The 19,247-nt window shown below is 67.7% G+C and carries 18 protein-coding genes and 1 pseudogene; 11 read left to right on the top strand and 8 right to left on the bottom strand.

All coding sequences use genetic code 11. The features are described from left to right. Positions 1 to 51: 51 nt before the first annotated feature. From ACZ6SQ_RS11725 to ACZ6SQ_RS11715, 3 genes are all read right to left on the bottom strand, one after another. Entirely contained in the window at positions 52 to 534 is a 483-nt protein-coding gene (locus ACZ6SQ_RS11725) for an RNA polymerase sigma factor (protein ID WP_469559659.1), read from the bottom strand. 56 nt (positions 535 to 590) lie between these two features. Continuing rightward, positions 591 to 836 (bottom strand): hypothetical protein, encoded by a 246-nt coding sequence (locus ACZ6SQ_RS11720; protein WP_469559656.1) that lies wholly within the window; start codon positions 834 to 836, stop codon positions 591 to 593. A 367-nt stretch (positions 837 to 1,203) separates the two neighbouring features. Further along, entirely contained in the window at positions 1,204 to 1,641 is a 438-nt protein-coding gene (locus ACZ6SQ_RS11715; RefSeq protein WP_469559655.1) for a DUF4259 domain-containing protein, read from the bottom strand. A 519-nt stretch (positions 1,642 to 2,160) separates the two neighbouring features. On the opposite strand from ACZ6SQ_RS11715, the gene ACZ6SQ_RS11710 reads away from it, so the two are divergent. Continuing rightward, entirely contained in the window at positions 2,161 to 2,643 is a 483-nt protein-coding gene (locus ACZ6SQ_RS11710; RefSeq protein WP_469559653.1) for a DUF6924 domain-containing protein, read from the top strand. Positions 2,644 to 2,709: 66 nt separating this feature from the next. Continuing rightward, a pseudogene (locus ACZ6SQ_RS11705) lies at positions 2,710 to 2,772 on the top strand (DUF6207 family protein); the annotation flags it as partial. A 209-nt stretch (positions 2,773 to 2,981) separates the two neighbouring features. On the opposite strand, the gene ACZ6SQ_RS11700 reads toward ACZ6SQ_RS11705, so the two are convergent. Beyond that, positions 2,982 to 3,617: a hypothetical protein gene (locus ACZ6SQ_RS11700; RefSeq protein ID WP_469559652.1), complete on the bottom strand. Its 636-nt coding sequence runs from the start codon at positions 3,615 to 3,617 to the stop codon at positions 2,982 to 2,984. A 1-nt stretch (position 3,618) separates the two neighbouring features. Then, positions 3,619 to 4,182 carry an RNA polymerase sigma factor gene (locus tag ACZ6SQ_RS11695; protein ID WP_469559649.1) on the bottom strand — a complete coding sequence of 188 codons (564 nt, stop codon included), beginning with the start codon at positions 4,180 to 4,182 and terminating at the stop codon, positions 3,619 to 3,621. Positions 4,183 to 5,000: 818 nt separating this feature from the next. On the opposite strand from ACZ6SQ_RS11695, the gene ACZ6SQ_RS11690 reads away from it, so the two are divergent. From ACZ6SQ_RS11690 to pntB, 4 genes are all read left to right on the top strand, one after another. Continuing rightward, positions 5,001 to 5,750, top strand: coding sequence for a S1 family peptidase (locus tag ACZ6SQ_RS11690; protein ID WP_469559646.1), 750 nt, complete (start codon positions 5,001 to 5,003; stop codon positions 5,748 to 5,750). 521 nt (positions 5,751 to 6,271) lie between these two features. Further along, positions 6,272 to 7,480, top strand: coding sequence for a phospholipase D-like domain-containing protein (locus ACZ6SQ_RS11685; protein ID WP_469559643.1), 1,209 nt, complete (start codon positions 6,272 to 6,274; stop codon positions 7,478 to 7,480). 548 nt (positions 7,481 to 8,028) lie between these two features. After that, entirely contained in the window at positions 8,029 to 9,552 is a 1,524-nt protein-coding gene (locus ACZ6SQ_RS11680; protein WP_469559640.1) for a Re/Si-specific NAD(P)(+) transhydrogenase subunit alpha, read from the top strand. Between the two features lies 1 nt (position 9,553). Beyond that, positions 9,554 to 10,972, top strand: coding sequence for a Re/Si-specific NAD(P)(+) transhydrogenase subunit beta (gene pntB / locus ACZ6SQ_RS11675; protein ID WP_469559638.1), 1,419 nt, complete (start codon positions 9,554 to 9,556; stop codon positions 10,970 to 10,972). 292 nt (positions 10,973 to 11,264) lie between these two features. On the opposite strand, the gene ACZ6SQ_RS11670 is transcribed toward pntB, so the two are convergent. Further along, the gene (locus tag ACZ6SQ_RS11670; protein WP_469559636.1) at positions 11,265 to 12,152 is read right to left on the bottom strand and encodes an NAD-dependent protein deacetylase; all 888 of its coding nucleotides are present in this window, start codon (positions 12,150 to 12,152) and stop codon (positions 11,265 to 11,267) included. 215 nt (positions 12,153 to 12,367) lie between these two features. Between ACZ6SQ_RS11670 and ACZ6SQ_RS11665 the strand changes: the two genes are divergently transcribed. From ACZ6SQ_RS11665 to ACZ6SQ_RS11655, 3 genes are all read left to right on the top strand, one after another. Beyond that, the gene (locus tag ACZ6SQ_RS11665; RefSeq protein WP_469559634.1) at positions 12,368 to 13,045 is read left to right on the top strand and encodes a GNAT family N-acetyltransferase; all 678 of its coding nucleotides are present in this window, start codon (positions 12,368 to 12,370) and stop codon (positions 13,043 to 13,045) included. A gap of 77 nt (positions 13,046 to 13,122) precedes the next feature. Continuing rightward, positions 13,123 to 13,533, top strand: coding sequence for a hypothetical protein (locus tag ACZ6SQ_RS11660; RefSeq protein ID WP_469559631.1), 411 nt, complete (start codon positions 13,123 to 13,125; stop codon positions 13,531 to 13,533). Between the two features lie 214 nt (positions 13,534 to 13,747). Continuing rightward, positions 13,748 to 15,355 (top strand): tetratricopeptide repeat protein, encoded by a 1,608-nt coding sequence (locus tag ACZ6SQ_RS11655; protein WP_469559629.1) that lies wholly within the window; start codon positions 13,748 to 13,750, stop codon positions 15,353 to 15,355. A 105-nt stretch (positions 15,356 to 15,460) separates the two neighbouring features. On the opposite strand, the gene ACZ6SQ_RS11650 is transcribed toward ACZ6SQ_RS11655, so the two are convergent. Further along, complete coding sequence (locus ACZ6SQ_RS11650; protein WP_469559627.1) at positions 15,461 to 15,808, bottom strand: VOC family protein; 348 nt, start codon at positions 15,806 to 15,808, stop codon at positions 15,461 to 15,463. Between the two features lie 296 nt (positions 15,809 to 16,104). Between ACZ6SQ_RS11650 and ACZ6SQ_RS11645 the strand changes: the two genes are divergently transcribed. Beyond that, positions 16,105 to 16,266, top strand: coding sequence for a hypothetical protein (locus ACZ6SQ_RS11645; protein WP_469559625.1), 162 nt, complete (start codon positions 16,105 to 16,107; stop codon positions 16,264 to 16,266). Between the two features lie 84 nt (positions 16,267 to 16,350). On the opposite strand, the gene ACZ6SQ_RS11640 is transcribed toward ACZ6SQ_RS11645, so the two are convergent. Then, on the bottom strand, positions 16,351 to 17,190 hold the full coding sequence (locus ACZ6SQ_RS11640) for an AbfB domain-containing protein (protein ID WP_469559623.1): 840 nt from the start codon (positions 17,188 to 17,190) through the stop codon (positions 16,351 to 16,353). 288 nt (positions 17,191 to 17,478) lie between these two features. On the opposite strand from ACZ6SQ_RS11640, the gene ACZ6SQ_RS11635 reads away from it, so the two are divergent. Then, complete coding sequence (locus tag ACZ6SQ_RS11635) at positions 17,479 to 18,240, top strand: hypothetical protein (protein ID WP_469559621.1); 762 nt, start codon at positions 17,479 to 17,481, stop codon at positions 18,238 to 18,240. Positions 18,241 to 19,247 lie beyond the last annotated feature (1,007 nt).

Here is a 19,247-nt window from a genome sequence, read left to right as displayed (position 1 = left end):
TCAACTGCTGGTGCACGGCGTCCTCGCTCGGAGAGGGCTCCGGCTGAGGGGTCACGGCCGGGCCTCCCTCTGCGTGAGGTGGGCCGCGGCCGCGCGCCGGGCTTTGAGCAGGCTGGCGCGGACGGTCTGTGAGGGCAGCCCCAGTTCGGCGGCGATGTCTGCAGGTGTGTAGCCGGCGAGGGTCCAGGCGAGGACCTGGCGCTGGCGGAAAGGCAGACTCTGCAGGACTGGCAGCAGATCGTGTCGACTCTCCCATTCCGCTACGGCGTCCGGGCGCGGCAGCAGGGGTGTGGGCTCCGGTACGCGTTCTACCGGGTCCTCATCGACCGTGGCCATCGCCCGCACCAGAGCACGCGAGGCAACCGTGTGCACCCAGGCGCGAGGCCGGTGCAGCTGCGTCCAGCGCTGGAAGGCCTTCAGCATCGTGTCCTGGGCGATGTCCGCGGCGACGTGCAACGCAGCGCCCTGATGGACCAGGAAGACGATGAGCGGACGGACAGTCTCCCGGTAGAAGGCGGAGAACTCCTCGTCCACCTGCGAAACCGCATCCCGGCGGGTTCCCACAGGAGGGCCAGACTCCTGACGATGGCTCACGAGACCGATTCCCCGTGCAGATCTGCAGCCCTGGTGACCCTCAGCCGGACACGGCCCCCGTCGGGGTGGCGATCGTCGAGTTCCACCGCACCGCCCGCCGGCACTGCCCCGGCAAGTCCCAGCAGGTAGTCACGCTGCGCCTGGTCCCGCCGCACGCACCGCCACAGCCGTAACCACAGTGCCACCACCGCGCAGGCCTTCACCACGACAACCGGGACAACAACCATCACCATCACATCCATGCCGACTCCTCCAGACCGGGACGCGAATGAGCGCCCTCGCCAGATAAGAGCCGCAGGAGGCCACGACCGTGAACTCCCCCGCCTGACCTGTCACCACACGCCCACAACTGACCACCAGCAACCGGGATCAGTCGTGGAATTGACACACCCGATCACCGGAACTCACAGGCAGGTTCACACCACGCGACGCCAGCAGCATAACCGCGCGATCAGGTCCAGCCCTCATCACCGAGGCGTACCGCCCCTGAACTCGCAAGGCTCGGTCACCGCTGCACGGAGGCCGAGCCAGAACCCGGATGGCGACAGCGGTTCGACATGAGTCTGGGCCTGAGCTCAACCTGTGCGGTCCGTGACCGTGGGTGACCGGTCAGCTCTCGAAGAGGGCTTCCCCTTGTGGCGGAAGCGGAGGGTCAAGGACGTTGCGAAGGCGGGTGATGTCCAGGCGCCACTTCGGGCCGTTCGTAGCTTCGGCCCACAGCTCGGCGAGTTCAGAGAGCTCGGAGACCACTTGATCCAGAGCGTCGACGGCGAGCGTTCGAAGGTCAGCGGGCAGTTCCGGTAGCGGCTCTGACGGGCCGTAGTTCGAACACGCCGGCTCGCCGTCAGGGTGCTGGGCAACAACCAGGGCTGCCGCTGCTACTGCCCGCACGCCGTCGGAGGCATCCAGGCAGCCGGCAGGGTCGGCGGCGCGTCTGAGTAGGCCACGGATCATAGATTCGCGTTCTTCCATCGGTGCCTCGTCCAGATCACCCCCGAAGTCTGCGGCGGTGTCGTTGTCGAAGGGGCCGATGTCCCAGGTGCCCATGCCTCTCCTCGCGTGGCTGTCCGGGGAGCTTCGCACTGGCCACTGACAGCGGGGTCAGGAGGCAAGCAGTACCCACTTGCGCAGGAGCATGAGGCCAGCGCGTCCGTACCTGCCGCTTGATGCCCGGCACATCGGCTTGCACGCCGTGGCTGTCCTGCGGGACGAAACCGGGTGCCGCCAAAGACATCTTTCCGGGAGTAGAGGAAAGGCCCTGAGAAGCCGCGCAGGATGATAGTTGACACTAAATCAGATGCCTCGCGTCCGTTTTATTCGCTCACTGGAAATCACAGCGCGGAGTGAGGTATAAACCGCCCGTGAATGCGTGACCGCTCATAGGCGGCCGTCCCGTCGTACCGGCCGACCGGCTTCCTTTGCCGATTGTGCGGTTCAGGAGCCCTCCTTGTGAGCAGGGACGTGAGGTGGGTGGGTCAACGATGAAGGTCAACCGGCGCACAACGGCGCCCTCGGCGGCTCAAGAGGCAGCCCGGGACCCAAGCCGGGCACTGCGGGAGGGGATGTATGAAGGCTTTGCCTGAGTTTGCAGGACGTGACGAATTCGATGCCCTGGTCGTCCGGACCGACTATGGGGACGAGGCTGCATGGCAGGCGGTGGTCGCAGATCTCGCTCAGCCGTGGGGAGACGACAGCAGCTTTCAACCCTCAGTCCTCCTCGTCGACGACCCAGCTTGGGCCGATCTCACGCCCGAACAGGTCCTCGACGAGGCGAGGCAGGACGGGAACCTGAGCGTGGTGTTCGTCGCCGACCGGGTCACGATGCAGTCTCCCCATCGCGCGCTGCTCGCCATCGACATCACCGAGGACGAAGACCTCGACCCGATGTACTACCAGGAGCTCATCGACTCCCCACCACCTCGAGAGTTCCGGACCGTCCCAGCCGGCGTCCGCGACGTGCACGGCAATCTGGCGATCGCCAACATGGACTTTGCGGAGTTCGCCGAGGCGGCGTTCACCGATCCCGATCGCATCTACCGGTCATTCTGAACCAACCACCGGTTCTCGTACCCGAGCATCTGCCGCGGTCCGGTGCGATGTGCGTAAGCCTTCGCCATTCAGGGCCAGCTGGCCGCCCGCTGGGCCACCGCACCGGCAGAACGCACCACCCGCAATCCCGGCGAGCCCGGCGCCGGCTGCCCACGTACGCCGTGCTGCAATCAGCAGCGGACGAACGGGCCGGACGTCTGGAGCCTCCCTCAAGAGGAGGCGGAGGACGCGTCGACAACCAGCCAGTCGGCCTCTGCAGGCCTGGCGGACGGCACGGTCCGAGGGGGCGTCGGGTCGTTGGAGCAGTTGCGGTCCTGGCTTCTGGCGGTCTCGCCTGGCTACCCCCGCGCGTCCCTCCAGAAGGGCGGACACTCGGCCGTCGCCGCCTCGGGAAGGCCCTGCTCGATCCTGCCGCCATACCAGGTCAGCTGCTCACCGCGGAAGGTGTCGGTCTCCTGGTCCCGCCGCTGCGGAACAACGATCAACAGGTGCTGCCCCTCCTGCCAGGGCTCCCGGACTGCTGCTTTCGCGGGGTCCACCACGTCCAGGGTGATCCGCTTCGTGCCCTGGGATGGCTTGATCCATTCCTGCACCTCGAAGGAGACGATGACCCGGCCGGCCGTCGGTGACTGACGTACCGTCACGACATCGCCCTCGGCGATGGTCCGGGCGCAGGCGATCCATTCGACGAGGGTCTGGCCCTTGCCGGAAGCCCCGCTGCGATCGGCCGCCCCGGGCTCGGCGCCTCGGCCGTCGATCAGCACGGCTCCGAGAACTCCCGCGCACAGCGCCGCCGCGGAGGCGAAGGCGGTCAGCACGACACCACGCCGTCGCCACCAGACGGTGCGGGCCCGGACAGGGACCAGCGGGATGGGTCCGGGCTCGAGCCCGGGCTCGGGACGGCCGGCCTCCTCTCCGATCAATGCGAAGGCCCGGCGCAGCGCGTCCTCGTCGGACCGGGGCGGATGCGTCACCTCAGATCACCTCCATCTCGCGCAGCCGTGCCCCGAGGGCAGCGACGGCAGTGTGCAGCCGGCTCTTGACCGTGCCCTCCGGGATGTCCAGAAGCCGGGCGATGTCCCGTACCGGCAGGTCCGTGTAGAAGCGCAGGGTGAGGATCTGCCGCTGAAGGGCAGGAAGCTCTTCCAGGCCGTTCGCCACCGCCAGCGCCAGCAGTCTGTCGTCCTCGGAGTGCTCCACCGGGGGCCGCTGCTGCCACCGCTCGGCCAGACGGTCGCGCAGCCCTGCGTCCCGGGCCCGCGCCCTGTGCCAGTCGGCCGCGACCCGCGAGGCCACGACGGACAGCCAGGCCTGCCGTCTGCGGATCACGTTCCCGGTTCGCCTGGCGCGCGTCTCCAGCAGTTTCAGCCGAACCTGCTGCACACCGTCGTCGAGTTCGTCCCAGGGCACTCCGCCGATGAGCAGCACTGCGCGCACCAGTCCGATGTCCTCGGCCTCCGACAGCGGAGCCGTCTCTGATGTCGTGGAAACCTCCTTGCCTCCCTCGTAGGCGGAGTCTGCTCCACGTACGCCGGCCATCCAGTGTTGCCTCCTTTCTCATACGACGGAGGAAGAGGCTGAAACGTTCGCCGACGTGGATCAAGGAGAGCCGTGTGTCAGCCAGGACTGTTCGGGTCTCTGCATACCGCGTGATCAGCCACACCGGTTCGCCGTCGGGGTTGGTCGTTCGGTGAACGGGCGCGGCTTCCCGAAGTCTGGCGTACACGTCGTGAGGGTCGGCGAGGAGGGCTTCACCGAACAGGGACGAGGTGCTTTCCTCGCTTGCGCCGCTCATACGTCTGCCGTTGCCGACCGGGGCCGTTTCCGGACAACGGGCACCGCAGGGGTGGTGAACGCTTCGGCCACCATGCTCAGTCGTGCGCCTTCCTTGTTGAGGTCGCCATTGGCGGTGGCGCCGAGGACAGTCGGCCGCCGGGCCCGGCACATCCTGGCCAGCAGCGTGGGCCGCAGAGCTGCCGCGACCGCTTGTTCAGCCGTTGCTCCAGCCCACTCTGCCCAGTGAGCTGCAGCCCTTCCCGACCCATGCCCGCTCCAACAGCATCGCGGCCAGTTGATCGCCGGACGCGGGGCCAGACCGACCGGCCCTGCGAGCTCTCCACGAGCTCGGCGGTCCTCAACTCTACTGAGATTATGGTCACTTGATGTTCTCCCCATGTCCTCCGGATCCACCGTTAGATTTACGATCCCGCGACAGACGCGGCCGTCGGAGAGTGCCGGAGCTAGTACTTCTGCGGGCAGTGTCAGCAGCTCATTGGGATTCGAGGGGGCCTTGAGGCCCCTGAAATGGGGGGACTATGAGAAGCCAGAGATCTCGATTCGCGGTACTGCTCTGCGCAGTGCTTGCCCTGCTGGCCGGCGGCCCCGGTCAGGCGGCAGCGGACGATGGTGCATCGGGCGTCGCGCCCCTGGTCAGCAGCGAACCCTCGCCCGAGATCGGGCCGATGATAATCGGCGGTGAGACGGCGAGCAGCAGCCGCGGGCTCGCCGCGGTATTGATCGAGCTGGGCGGGAGTGAGGGCTATCAACTCCAGTGTTCCGGCTCGATCATCGACAACTACTGGGTTCTCACGGCCAAGCACTGCCTCTACGGCCCGCACGGGAGGTACTCGGACAGTCAGGTATCGGTTCGAGTGAAGTCGACCCAGTGGAGCACTGGTGGCGGCGTCGTGGCGGTGAACCTCACCAAGGTGCGCGACGTTCATGACATCGCTCTGCTCAGGCTGGCCCGCTCGGCCGACGCGGAGCCCGTCAGTCTCGCCACCAAGCACCCTGAACCGGGCGTGACCACATACGTCTTCGGATGGGGTACCGGCAGCGTCGACTCGAAACTGCGCCGCGGGACGGAGAAGTACCAGAACTCCACTCAGTACGACGACGCATACGGTGGAACTGGCCTCTTCACCACGGAGATCGACGGAGCGCCGTGCAACGGGGACTCAGGCGGCCCGCTGTTCAAGCTGGTCGACGGGAGCCGGTACCAGGTAGGAGTGGTCTCCTGGGGTCCGCGCGACTGTTCGGGCTCCGCGGTGTACGCAAGCACGCCGGTGAGCCTGGACTGGATCAACGACGTCATGCGTACGTACTGAGTCTTCGTCTCTGTGACCTTGCCTGGCCGCATCGGGTCCGAGCTGCAGAACGGCGAAGCTCCTGGTGAACGGGTTCTCAGCCGAGATTGCCCGCGGCCACCACGAGCTTCGCGCGCTGAGCCGTCCGTCGCAGATCGGTCGCCCCCCTCTGCCGTGAGGGTCGAACACGGCAGAGGGCTTTACAGGTGTGACAGCGCCACAAGGCTGCGACAACCAGAGTGAACTGATGACAGTCGCACCGTCCACGGAGGGCCTGACACGTCCCACGGCCGCCATCGGCACCCGCGGCAGGCAACCCGACCCGGCGCCGTACGCAGGAGCAGTCAGGGCCTGAAGCCGAGCTGAAGGGCTGGCCCTGTCGCCCTCGGCACACTCGACTCCACCACGTGCCTACGGGGCCAACTGCGCGCGCCTCTCCCGCCGTTCACCGGAATGAGGCACGTGTGTACGACCACCGCCACCGTCGTCGGAACGTTCTCCATTACGACACGTCACAACAAACGGAAAGGGGTCGGAAAGCCATGCGGAAGACCGTCATGAGGCTGGTGCTCGTCGGGGCATTCATCGGGGGACTCTACGGACAGATGCTCGCCAACGCGCCCACCGCAGAGGCTGCCCCGCCGCTGCCCACCACCGGAGCGGTGTTCAACGACCCGACCGGTACCCCCGAGCAGCAGAACGCCGTCAAGCAGCGCATCATCGACGCCATCGACCAGACCGAGGGCGGCCGGACGCTCCGCGCGTCGATGTTCGCCCTCACGGACACCGACTATTCCGAGGCACTGCGGCGCGCATACGCGAAGAATGTCCAGGTGCGAGTCGTCCTCGACCACTCCGAGTCGGACTCCCCTGCCGCCGTGGCGCTGATCAACACCCTGGGCCGGGACATGACCAAGCCCTCCTGGGTCCATGTATGTCCCGCCGGACGCGCCTGCATCGCCGACACCGACGCGACGTGGAACGACAACACACCGCCGCTCAATCCCATCAACCACAACAAGTTCTTCACCTTCTCCCGCGTCGGTGCCGAAGGCCTCGCCGAAGACGTCGTCATCCAGACCTCGGCCAACCAGACTCCGGGAAACACCAGCCGGTTCTGGAACAACGCGTACACCTCCGTGGGCAACACCGAGCTGTACACGGCCTACGTGAACTACTTCAACGACCTGGCCGCCGAGCGCCGGGACACGAACTACTTCCGGCAGGGCAACACGGCGGGCGCGGAGAAGTACTACTTCTTCCCCCAGTCCTCCGGTGACGTCGTCGTCGACATCCTGGGCAACGTCACCTGCACGGGGAACACGACGGTGGGCTCCGACTCCCACAAGACGGTCGTGCGTATCGCCGCCTGGTCGCTCCACCGCTCCGCCGTCGCCCAGAAGCTGCGAGCCCTGGCCGACGAAGGCTGCTGGATCGAGATCGTCTACCGTGAGAGCTCTCAGCTCGCCACGCTCGATCACCCTCGCATCCGTCCGTACAAGCTGCTCCTCGACAAGGGCACCTCGACCGCGGGCGACGACATGTTCGTTCACTCCAAGTACCTTCTTGTGGAAGGGAACTACGCGGGCCAGCCGGACACCAAGTGGACCTTCACCGGCTCCCACAACCTCGACCTGTCCTCGCTGCGTGAGAACGACGAGGCGCTGCTGCGCATAGCCGGCAACAACGTCCACGACGCGTACCGCGCCAACTACTACGCCATGCGGACGCACGCCACGCTGTCGTCCTGAGCCTGTCGGCCCTGTCCGCCGCGGCGAACGGCGAAGACGCCGCGGCGGCAGGGCGTACGGGAGGCGCAGCCTCGACGCCCGCAGACTTCGGCCAGGCCGGATCGGGTCTACTTCACCACGCTGCAAGGAACGTTCCAACAGCGCACCAGGTCGGGCGAAATAGGCAGATCGCCCACCCTCTCGACGTCAGCGAAGAGACGGTCCACGTCAGGCGCCGTCAGCACCTCGGAGACTTCGGGCGGCGGAGCAAAAGGGGGCATGACGGACGCTGCCGCCTTGGAGCCCACCGGCGGAGGACCGGGTCCTGGCGGCCCTCGCGTCCTGGCGGGGCGGGTGGCCGGTCGGGTCGCGCACCGCACTTTGCGCCATCCGGTGCCGGATTTCCACTCGTTTCACGTCGGTTGCGACCGGTGGTGTGGCATTGATCACGGCTGACATGCTTCCGATTGAGGTGCCGGCAGATCGATTCTGACCGGACGAGAACTCGCTTCAGAGTCGAGCCCTTCTGCACGCCGTTGACGGCCAGAGCAGCGAACGGAGAAACATTCGTGATTGTCGGAGCCCTCAAGGAAGCGCGGGCGGGTGAGAGTCGCGTTTCGGCCACCCCTGCCACGATCGAACAGATCCGCAAACTGGGGTACGAGGTCGTCGTCGACCCGGGCGCGGGTGTCGCGGCCGGCTTCACCGATGACGCCTACGAGGCCGCCGGCGCGACCGTCGGCGACGCGGCGGCCGCAGACGTGGTGCTGGGGGTCAATGCCCCCAGTCCGTCCCAGTTGGACCGGATGCGGCCGGAGGCGACAGCCATCGCCCTGTTCGCACCGGCCTTCGACCCGGACATGGTCGAGGAGCTGGGCCGGCGCCCCTTCACCGCGCTCTCGATGGACGCCGTGCCCCGCATCAGCCGCGCGCAGTCGATGGACGTGCTGTCGTCCATGGCCAACATCGCCGGGTACCGGGCCGTCATCGAGGCCGCGCACGAGTTCGGGCGGTTCTTCACCGGGCAGGTGACCGCCGCGGGCAAGGTTGCCCCGGCGAAGGTGCTCGTCGCGGGCGCCGGCGTCGCCGGCCTGGCGGCGATCGGCGCTTCGGGCTCGCTCGGCGCGGTCGTACGGGCGACCGACCCGCGACCGGAGGTGGCCGACCAGGTCCGCTCGCTCGGCGGCGAGTACCTGTCGATCGCGTCCCCGGAGGTCGAGGTCTCGAAGACCGGCTACGCCAAGGAGATGGGCGACGACTACAAGGCGCGCGAGGCCGAGCTCTACGCCGCGCAGTGCCGCGACGTCGACATCGTCATCACGACCGCGCTGATCCCGGGGCGCCCCGCTCCGACGCTGATCACGGCGGAGATGGTCGCGAGCATGAAGCCGGGTTCGGTGATCGTCGACATGGCGGCCGCCAACGGCGGCAACGTCGTGGGCACCGTGAAGGGTGAGAAGGTCGTCACCCAGAACGGCGTGACGATCATCGGCTACACCGATCTGGCGGGCAGGCTGCCGGCACAGGCGTCGCAGCTGTACGGCACGAACCTGGTGAACCTGCTCAAGCTGATGACGCCGGACAAGGACGGCCGCCTGGTCCTGGACTGGGACGACCCGGTGCAGCGCTCGATCACCGTCGTGCGCAAGGGCGAGTCGGCGTGGCCGCCTCCCCCGGTCCAGGTCTCCGCGGCCCCGGCCGCGCCCACGGCTCCCGTGACGGAGCCGGCGCCGAAGAAGCCGCCGATGACGGCGCAGCAGAAGTTCGGCGGCGTGGCGCTGGGCGCGCTGGCGCTGTTCCTCACCGCCGGGTTCGCGCCGGCGGCGCTGCTGCCGCACGTGACCGTCTTCGTCCTCGCGATCGTGATCGGCTACTACGTGATCGGGCATGTGCACCACGCGCTGCACACGCCGCTGATGTCGGTGACGAACGCGATCTCCGGGATCATCGTCGTAGGAGCGCTCCTGCAGATCGGCCACTCGAACGCGGCGGTCACCGTGCTGTCGTCCGTGGCGATCCTTCTCGCCAGTATCAACATCTTCGGCGGCTTCGCGGTGACGCGTCGCATGCTCGCCATGTTCAACCGGAGCTGACATGTCTGCGACCCTCGCCGCACAAGCGGCCTACCTTGTTGCCGCGCTGCTGTTCATCCTGGCGCTGGCAGGTCTTTCCAAGCACGAGTCGGCACGGCTCGGCAACGCGTTCGGCATGCTCGGCATGGGCGTCGCGCTCGTCGCGACGGTGGTGCTCGCGGTGGACGGCGACATCAGCACCGCCGGTCTCGCCCTGATGGCGATCGCGATGGTCGTCGGGGCGCTGATCGGTCTGCAGCGGGCCCGCGGCGTCGAGATGACCGGCATGCCCGAACTCATCGCGCTGCTGCACTCCTTCGTCGGCCTGGCGGCCGTACTGGTCAGCTGGAACGGCTACCTGAACGTCGAGCACGACCCCGACGGCCACGAGGCCAGAGCCCTGGACGCACTCGGCACGCTGGGCATTCACCACGCCGAGGTGTTCATCGGCCTGTTCATCGGCGCGGTGACGTTCACCGGCTCGATCGTGGCGTACCTGAAGCTCGCGGCGAAGATCGACTCCAAGCCGCTGGTGCTGCCGGGCAAGAACGCCCTGAATCTCGGCCTGCTGGTCCTGTTCGTCGCGCTGACCGTGTGGTTCGTGATCACCCCTGAACTGTGGCTTCTGATCACCGTGACCGTCCTGGCGCTCGCCCTCGGCTGGCACCTGGTCGCCTCCATCGGCGGCGGCGACATGCCGGTCGTGGTCTCCATGCTCAACAGCTACTCCGGCTGGGCCGCGGCCGCCTCCGGCTTCCTGCTCGGCAACGACCTGCTGATCATCACCGGCGCGCTGGTCGGCTCCTCCGGTGCCTACCTCTCGTACATCATGTGCAAGGCGATGAACCGCTCGTTCCTCTCCGTGATCGCCGGCGGCTTCGGCCTCGAGGCACCCTCGGGATCGGACGTCGACTACGGCGAGCACACCGAGATCACCGCCCAGAGCGCCGCCGAACTCCTGGGCTCGGCCCGGTCGGTGGTCATCACGCCCGGCTACGGCATGGCGGTCGCGCAGGCCCAGTACCCGGTCGCGGAACTCACGTCGAAGCTGCGCGCCAAGGGCATCGACGTACGGTTCGGCATCCACCCGGTGGCCGGCCGCCTGCCCGGCCACATGAACGTCCTGCTGGCCGAGGCCAAGGTGCCGTACGACATCGTGCTCGAAATGGACGAGATCAACGAGGACTTCACCAAGACCGACGTCGTCCTCGTGATCGGCGCCAACGACACCGTCAACCCGGCCGGAGCCGAGGACCCCAGCAGCCCGCTCGCCGGCATGCCCGTCCTCACCGTGTGGGAGGCGGAGAAGGTCATCGTGTTCAAGCGCTCGATGGCCTCCGGATACGCGGGCGTCCAGAACCCGCTGTTCTTCAAGGAGAACACCTCGATGCTCTTCGGCGACGCGAAGGCTCGCGTCGAGGACATCGTCGGCGCGCTGTGACGCGCCGGTAGCTCCTGGGACCAGAGTCCGCCTTCAGCCGGGCTTTGCCCCGGGCAGGATGGAACTACTGGACCGCCGCCCCGCGAGAGGCGGCGGTCCAGTCATTTGAACTGAACTGGCGCAGCACGCCAGAAGAAGAGCAAGTGCCATGCAGGCAGGATGCCTGCATATCCACCGGAGTCGGCGGGATGATCGAGTGTCGTCCAGGCGCCCGCCTCTGGGGCCCCGACGACGAGGACTCCGTGTGGCAGGCCGCCATCGACCTTGTCCTGCTCAAAGGGAGAAGAGAACGTCAATCGTCGATGAACACGCCGAGGTGGTCGGCGACGGTGGTCAGGGCCGTTCCGAGCGGGAGCTCGACGCGCGTCAGGGCGTGCTGATCGCCCCGGGTCGGGTCCCTGTTGACGATGAGCACCGGTGTGCCGGCCTGGGCGGCCTGCCGGACGAATCGGAGTCCTGACATCACAGTCAGCGACGACCCCAGCACCAGCAGCGACGTCGCTTCACGGACCTTCTGACGGCACTGCTCCACCCGCCGTGCGGGCACGGATTCACCGAAGAACACCACGTCCGGCTTGAGGATGCCGTCACAGACCACGCACGCCATCACACGGAAGTCCCCGACCTGCTCGTCGCTCAGATCGGCGTCGCCGTCGGGGTTGATCCCCGCAGCCACCGGCTCGAAGCCCGCGTTGGCCTCCTCCAGGCGTTCAGCGAGTTCACGGCGCGAGCTGACAGCGCCGCAGGACAGGCATACCACCCGGGCCAGGCTTCCATGAAGCTCGACGACGTCCTCGCTGGCTGCCGACTGATGCAAGCCGTCGACGTTCTGGGTGATCACGCCCGAGAGCAGCCCTTCCCGCTCGAACGCGGCCACGGCCCGGTGCCCGGCGTTGGGGCGGGCACGGCCGAAGGTGCGCCAGCCGAGGTGGCTGCGCGCCCAGTACCGGCGCCTGGCCCGGGCACTCGCGGTGAAGTCCTGGTACGTCATCGGGGTGTGACGCCCGAGGCTCCCGCCCTCGCCCCGGTAGTCAGGGATGCCTGATTCCGTGGAGATGCCCGCTCCGCTGAGCACCAGTACACCGCCGGCGCTCAGGGCATCGGTGACGGGGGCCAGATCCGTGGTGCCCGGCGGCAGGTCCTCGGTCGGAGTCCAGCTCAGGGTGGGCCGCATACGCATGGAGCCAGGGTACGGAATCAGGGGGCGTCGCGGCCGTCCCCAAGGGGGAAGCGGGGCATCACATCACGTAGACGTCCCGTGACACTGCGGTTCGCTCATCCTGACCGTGATCGTCGCGCGTCCCGCCGGGCCCGGGGGTTCTGTCTGTCCCGTGGGTCCCGCCCAGGCCGAATATGTGATGCACGCCGCATCCGCTCACCGCTAGGGTCGCGCCCGTGACGACGACCTCCTCGGCCCTGTCCGCCTATCCCCCGTTGAACGTGCAGGTGCACACACCGCGCCTGTCCCTGCTGGGGGCGACGGACGAACTCCTGGAACGCCTGGTCCCGACGGTGCGCAAGGGGGTGGCCACGGGCCCTCCGTGGCCTTTCGACGATCCGATGTCCCTCTATGAGGACAGCCCTGAGCGCGAGTGGCGCTGGCTTCGGGGGGTGTGGTCCGGACGAGGCCGGGTCAGTGCCGGCTCCTGGCGCCTGTACTTCGTCGTGGTCGTCGACGGGCAGCCGGTGGGGATGCAGGACCTGATCGGCGTCGACTTCGACAGGTTCAGAACCGTCACCACGTTCTCCTGGCTGAGCCCCGATGTGCGCGGCGGCGGGTTCGGGAAGGAGATGCGCCAGGCGGTGCTGCACCTGGCCTTCCAGGGGCTGGGGGCCAGTGAGGCCAGCAGCGACGCGTTCGTCGACAACCACGCCTCGAACCGTGTCTCCGAGGCCCTGGGGTATGTGCCGAACGGTGTCTCCTGGGACACCCGGCGGGGCGAGCAGGCACAGATCAAATGCTGGCGGCTGACCCGCGAGGAGTGGACCAAGCGGCAGCGTGACGACATCCGACTTGTCGGTGTTGCGGAATGTCTCCCTGTGCTCGGGATCGGTCCGCCAGCCGTGAGCTGATCAACAAGTCTGTTGCGCGCGGCTCGTTGGGGGACGGGCCTTCCCCCGTGGTGGGTTCCGCGTGAGATCCTCCGCCGGTGGCTACGGAGACCGAGGTGGGAGAGCTGTTGCACCAGCGTGGCTGGCGCACGGCATTCACGGTCGTTGAACGGGTGAATGCCTGGGCCGAGTTGGTGAGCGTCATCGAGCGTGGCTACGGCGACGACATCTACGAGTACACCAACGATCTGTACTGCCGAAACTGGCTGCACGAGGCCTGGCTCCTGCTGGACGAGCACGTCGTCCAGCTCTGGACCCCGCAGATCAAAGCGCTGGACGACCGCTACCGGGCCGCGACCGTCGACGACGGCCAAGCACTCGAGCAGTTCCACAGGCTGCCCGGCCCGGACCTGTGGTGGTGGCGGCGACATCCCCGCCTCCTCACTGGAGACCTCGGGCGGTCGCTCCGCTCGGCCGGCGCCATCGGCACCGACGCCGGCACAGCATGACCTCAGCCTCGGGTCTCACGGGACGTTGACGCACGAGGCCCTGACCTCGCCCAAGGTGTTCAGAGGCCTTCCGCGGAGGCCGAGGCTCCGGGCCTGTCGACCGCCGGGCCCTGATGACGTAGAGATTCCGATTGACGGCCTTCGTTCGACCGGTGATAGTTACGCGGCCGGGAAGGGGCCCGGCCGCAGGACACAGGGGCGGAACAGCACATCCATGCACGTCACGAACGAGGACCGGGGCAACGAGAACCCGGCGGGCACGGCCAACCCGGAAGGTGCGGTGCCGAAGGACACGAGTGCTGACGCTACGACGGTCATCGACGCAGCGCCGAACAGCCCGGCCTCGGAGGGCATGCCACCGCATCCGCCGACGCCGGACGGTACGGGCAGCGAACCGGAAGACCGGGAAGCCGCCCTCAACCGGGCGCGCCTGCTGATCGCCGAAGGCCGGTCGGACGAAGCCCGCCGGACGGTCCGTACGGCGCTGACGGCGGCCGGGCCGGACGCGGAGCTGTTCCAGGTCCTCGCGCTGGCGCACATCGCGGAGGACGACGACGAGCACGACGACCGCGCCGAAGAGGTCTACCGGGACGCCCTCGATGCCTTCCCGGACCACTTGGCACTGCTCGCCGGATACGCCGAGCTCTGCATAGGCAGCGACTTCAACGACCGCCCGGCCCGCAGCAACCGGGGCCCCGCCCTCGCTGCGCGCGTTGCCGAACTCGCGCCCGACTCGCCCGAGGCCCGCCGACTGACCGAGTTGACCACCGCGCCTTGGCGGACCAAGGCCGCCGGGCGGAGCCGATCGCCCCGCCCGGCCCGCGCCCAGCTGTACGACCTGGAGCAGGCACTGGCCGGCCGCGGCGTGCACGAAGCAGCAGAACAGACCCGAGCCCAGGCCGTTCAGCGCCCGGACGACGCCCGACGCGCCATGCTCGCCGAAGCCCTCGAAGCACTGGCACACCCCCGGCGGGCACTGCTCGTGCCGCTCGCCCGCAAGCCGTACGAGGCCGCGTTCGTCCGGGCAGTTCTGCTCACGGTGTTCCTCTGTGCCGCGGTCGGCCTGCGCCTACCGCAATGGCTCTGGTGGGGTGGATTCATCGCTCAGTCAGCGCTGCCCTACTGGCTGGGGAGACTGCTGCGCGGCGCCCGGCGCCGGGGTGAGCGGGCCGCCGCGTACGCCGTCCCGTCAGACCGGGCCCAGGAACCGGCGCTGCCGGACCTGCCGCCGGTATCGTCGCCCACGCGGCGCCAACTGGCTCTCAGCCTGACAGGGGCCGCGCTGGTGCTGGCCGGCGTCGTGGGCTCGACAGTGTGGGCGTACGAGCTGCGCACCGCGTACCCGCGGTACGACGTCGTCGTCCCGGACACCTTCCACGGCATGCGACTCCTGTCAGGTTCCCCGCTCAACGTCCAGGTCGAGTGGGCCGTGGCACAGGCGCCCGAGGGCCTCACGGCCTTCGGCCACGTGTACGGCGACCCCGCCACCTACACCGGCCGGGTGGGCGTCTACGGCTGGACGGGCGACATGCACGAGATGTCGCCCGACATGCTGAGCTCCTTCGCAGACTCCCTGCGGGCAGGCGTGGAGCGGTTCGGGGTGACGGTGGACGATTCCTGGCAGCCGGACGCGGGCCCGGGCGGCGGCTGGATGGAATGCATGGACTACACCGCCTTCGACGGCTCGCACCAGGCCACGTGCCTGTGGGGCGACAAGGGCAGCATGGGCACGGTCCTCTTCACCGACCCGAACCTGGTCGGCGATGCGGACAGACTGACCCGGGAGCTGCGCACGGCGCTGGTCCACCCATCACACAGCTGAGGGCACGTGGGCGAGTGACTCCACACCGGAGCTGGCCGCCTGCCCTTGACCCACGTCACCCCGGAAAGCCCGGTCAGCCTTCGCCGGACTCACGTGGGGACGGTGTCAGCGGTGGCTCAGCACGTTGACCACTCGGCCGTTGGGATCGCGGACGAAGAACCGCCGTACGCCCCACTCCTCGTCCTGCAGGGGGTGAACGATCTCCGCGCCGCTGTCCCGCAGGACTGCATAGGCCGCGTCCACGTCGTCCACCTCGATGCTCATGTCGGGGGTGACCGGGGCGGTCCTGTCACTGATCATCACGCTCACCTGCGCCGCCGGAGCGGACGGGGAGGCGAGGGTCATGATCCAGCCATGGTTCATGACCTCCTCCAAGCCCAACAGGCCGTAGAACTCACGGCTCTCCTGTACCGCCTCTGACTGGATGTTGGGCACGACACGACGAACGGCCATCGACGACTCCAAGCGAGAACAGGCCTGACTCTGAGACTCTCCAGGAGTACTACGGCACGTCCGTCACCGCACACACTGTGGCGGCATGCCCGAGGGGCGGGGTGTCCGCGCTGCCCGAACAGCCGTAGAGGCCGCCCTCGCTGTCGACTTCGGCTCTGCTCTGCCCGGCTGAAGTCCGTTCCCGGACAGGGACGGACCTCAGCGTGTCCGGGACAGCTGGACTCGGCATAGGCCCTCTCCACGCCGTGGCCCACGAGCGGCCGTTGGAAACGGGTGGGGCCGAGGCGGTAGCGGTCATGCGCAAGCATCTCGATCCGCCGCGCCCAGCCGGGTCACCTGCCGCTGTCGAGCCCGGTCAGGTGGGGTGCCGCCGCCTCGGTGCGGCCCGTCAGGAGCAGCAGCGCGCTGATCGGGAGGCGCTGACACTGCTGCGGGAGATCACCGATCCGTGGGCGTGATCGCCGCCGGGTCGGACCCCTCGACCGACCCTGACCTCCACGTCCGCGTCCGCATCCGCGTCCGCATCCGCGTCCGCGTCCGCGTCAATCGTGAAGGGGCGCGACCAACCGGAACGCGGAGTCCGCCCGATAAAGCTCGGAATCCTCAAAAGGATGCAACTTGAGCTGGAAGTTCTGGTGGCGCAGGAAACGGCCCGGATAATTGACCGACTCCAGCATGGCGGCTTGCGGGTGGATGGACGGACGTATACAGAATGTGGCGTCCTGCCGGAAAAGGAGCGTGTTGTCGTTCCGTTCGGAGCGGAGAAGGAAATCACGGTGGCGCAGGTAGACTCCGTCGCCGGTAGTGAAGGAAAGACACTCGTGATCAGCCAGTCCAGGGACCACGGCGAAGCTGAGGTCGGCCTGTGGCTTCGGCCCGTCGGGGGCTTCCAGCTTTACGAGGCCGTCAGAAATTCGCCAGTAGCGATCCGGGTAATTGACCGACCGGATCGAGCGGTACTCAGCGGCAGGAGCGGGCGGCGGCGTCGCGGGAGCGGACCGAGACGGCCGCCCGGACACGGAGGCGGAAGCAGACCTCGTAGGACGTGGAGAAGCGTGGAGCGCCTTGCGGTTTCTGCTGTCCGGTGCGCCAGGTGCCCTCACCGGGTCCCACCTCCCTGCTCCCGTCTTTACATCGGCGGTCGGGGACGGCGCGTCGGGAACATCCAGATCGGGGCTGCTCTCCCTCACCGTCGCCGATGAGACCGGCTGACCCGAAATCCCGTCATCTGCGGCGATGCTCACCGCCATCGCGAATACGATCACCACGATCATCGCGCTCGCAAGCCACAGTCTGCGCGTTCCAGGAACTCTGCCGTCCGCCTCCACGTACCAGGCTTGATCCCAGCCCTCCTCGGATGACCGCGGCTCTTTGTCCGCCATGAAAACTCCCCCAAAAGTATCGCAGTGTCAGTCTTAAATCTGAAATGCAAGCACTGAAATGCCCATGACCTGGAAAGAGCACCAGAGAGTTCACCTGTCTTCACGCCAGACACGCCGGACGCGCCAGACAGGTGCATGACAGACAGCAGGGCAGTGTCGCGGGGCGTTCTGCCGTGGAGGCTACGCCGAGGCCCGCAGGCCGAGAACCACGCTGACGGCGAGCGCCACGACCAGGACGGCCAGGGCGACGTGTAAAGCCGGGGCTCGTCGGCTCGAGGCGGAGTGCCTGTGAGCAGGATCCTGCCCGCCTGCCGGAGGGCGTACGGGTACAACCCGTTCGGCGTATCTCAGACCGGCGTAGCCAATCAGGGCCGGGACGAGAGCGACGCGGGGAGCTGTGTACAGGGTGCTCAACTCGATCAGAGCGTGCTCGCATCGCACACAGGCGCTGAGGTGAGTGTCGAGCTCAGGACTCACCCCTTCCGGCAGGGCACTGCGCGCCTGCGCGTCCAGTATCCGCAGGTAACCCCGGCATTCCGGCTCGTCGCAGCTGGCCCCGTACGTCTGCAGATAGCTGCGGAGCAGAGCGCGCAGTGCGTGATCGCGTTCGTAGGCGAGATCGGGTTCCGCGATGCCCGCGTAGACCGCCGCGAGTTCTGTACCGCCTGGTTCGACCTCCGTGTACCAGAGGATCTCCTGCTCGTGCTGAGGCAGGTGCCAGAACGCCCGGAGCAGATGCTTGCCGAAGGCTGCGTGCCCTGCGCCACCGTGACCGGTCTCGAAGAGCCAGCGGATGAACGCCGGTTCCAGGCGCTGCCGGCGTTCATCGTCCGCCCATTCCACTGCGTGCTGTTGGAGCAGAAGCACCAAGCTGTGCCGGACGCCTCCCGGTCGGACGCGTCCGGCCGCGGCGGTCCGGACAGCCGTGGACAGCGTCTGATGACAGAGCTGAGCCGCGAAACGTTCCTCCGAAACACACAGTCGGGCGTAGTCGAGAAGGGCAGGCATGTGACGTCCCCGGAGAACCTGCAGCGACTCGAGGGCGACTGAACCACCCACGGCGAGTCCGGCCACCAACTCTGCCTCCGAGGCCGTGGACAGGCGAGGTGTCCAGCGGTGGGTCTCATGGTGCTGGGTCATGTGCACTCCCGCGATGACTGAAGGTGCGTATGAGGCATCGTCAGAATGATCACGCCGCTTCACGCTGCGGTGCCGGGACACTATGGCATCAAGTCAGCCGCGACAGCCCCCTGTTGACGTGCACTTTTGCCGCCACAGGGCGGCCGGTAGAGCTCGTCCGAACATGTCGGCCGACTGCGCCCCCGCATTTGCTCTGAACGGGTGCGCCTACGCTCGCTGAGCCGACAGGACGACACGGCATGAGTCCTGAACAGCGTGAGGTTGGCCGGCGCGAGTCAGGCTTGAGTCAGTCACTACTGCGAACGGCGATGGCCCGACAAGGCAAGTCCGGCTCGGCCTCGCATGGATCCGCTCGGTACGACACCTACTGCCGCTCTACCACCGCTCTCCTCAGCACTCGCAGGCTGACCAGCATCAGAGGCCCTCGGTGGTACTTCAAGCGGGCGGCCAGCAGGCCGGTCGGCGCAGGGCGCGATGCCCCATCGCCCGCCCGACGGCTCCGAACGTCTCTCAGGGCATCTTCGTTGCCAGACGTTCGCATCGTCTGTCACGAGCACTCAACTGCGCTGGGTGAAGCGTCGAGCGGGCCATGCACGGCAGGTCTAGTTCGCACTCCTCCGGCCCCGGTCCTCAGCCGTCATGACTCTGAACATCCATACTGTGCCCGGTGAGCACACCCATCAGCGGCGACAGCGACCGGCCACTCGATCCCACTCTGGCTGACATGGCCAACAACGTCTGTGGCATCGTCGAAGGAGGTGTCGATCCCGCGCTGCTTGCATCTCGCTTGGAGTCGCTAGGCTGGCTGACGCGGTCTGCCTCCTAGGCGCTGTTTCTCGGATCTCTCTACCTGAGTGGGGTGTTGGGGGCAGGCTGGCTGTATGGGACGTGGTGATCTGACGAACGCGGAGTGGGAT

The organism is Streptomyces sp. NPDC048600, assembly GCF_055587025.1.
Note: the sequence above shows the minus strand (reverse complement) of the source record. Positions and strands in the feature narration are given on the sequence as shown.

Excerpts from the sequence above, each read along its gene's own strand:
- ACZ6SQ_RS11720 (WP_469559656.1), bottom strand. The coding sequence starts at position 836 with ATGGATGTGATGGTGATGGTTGTTGTCCCGGTTGTCGTGGTGAAGGCC.
- ACZ6SQ_RS11695 (WP_469559649.1), bottom strand. The coding sequence starts at position 4,182 with ATGGCCGGCGTACGTGGAGCAGACTCCGCCTACGAGGGAGGCAAGGAG.
- ACZ6SQ_RS11670 (WP_469559636.1), bottom strand. The coding sequence starts at position 12,152 with ATGCGTATGCGGCCCACCCTGAGCTGGACTCCGACCGAGGACCTGCCG.
- ACZ6SQ_RS11715 (WP_469559655.1), bottom strand. The coding sequence starts at position 1,641 with ATGGGCACCTGGGACATCGGCCCCTTCGACAACGACACCGCCGCAGAC.
- pntB (WP_469559638.1), top strand. The coding sequence starts at position 9,554 with ATGTCTGCGACCCTCGCCGCACAAGCGGCCTACCTTGTTGCCGCGCTG.
- ACZ6SQ_RS11650 (WP_469559627.1), bottom strand. The coding sequence starts at position 15,808 with ATGGCCGTTCGTCGTGTCGTGCCCAACATCCAGTCAGAGGCGGTACAG.
- ACZ6SQ_RS11685 (WP_469559643.1), top strand. The coding sequence starts at position 6,272 with ATGCGGAAGACCGTCATGAGGCTGGTGCTCGTCGGGGCATTCATCGGG.
- ACZ6SQ_RS11655 (WP_469559629.1), top strand. The coding sequence starts at position 13,748 with ATGCACGTCACGAACGAGGACCGGGGCAACGAGAACCCGGCGGGCACG.
- ACZ6SQ_RS11710 (WP_469559653.1), top strand. The coding sequence starts at position 2,161 with ATGAAGGCTTTGCCTGAGTTTGCAGGACGTGACGAATTCGATGCCCTG.
- ACZ6SQ_RS11640 (WP_469559623.1), bottom strand. The coding sequence starts at position 17,190 with ATGGCGGACAAAGAGCCGCGGTCATCCGAGGAGGGCTGGGATCAAGCC.
- ACZ6SQ_RS11645 (WP_469559625.1), top strand. The coding sequence starts at position 16,105 with ATGCGCAAGCATCTCGATCCGCCGCGCCCAGCCGGGTCACCTGCCGCT.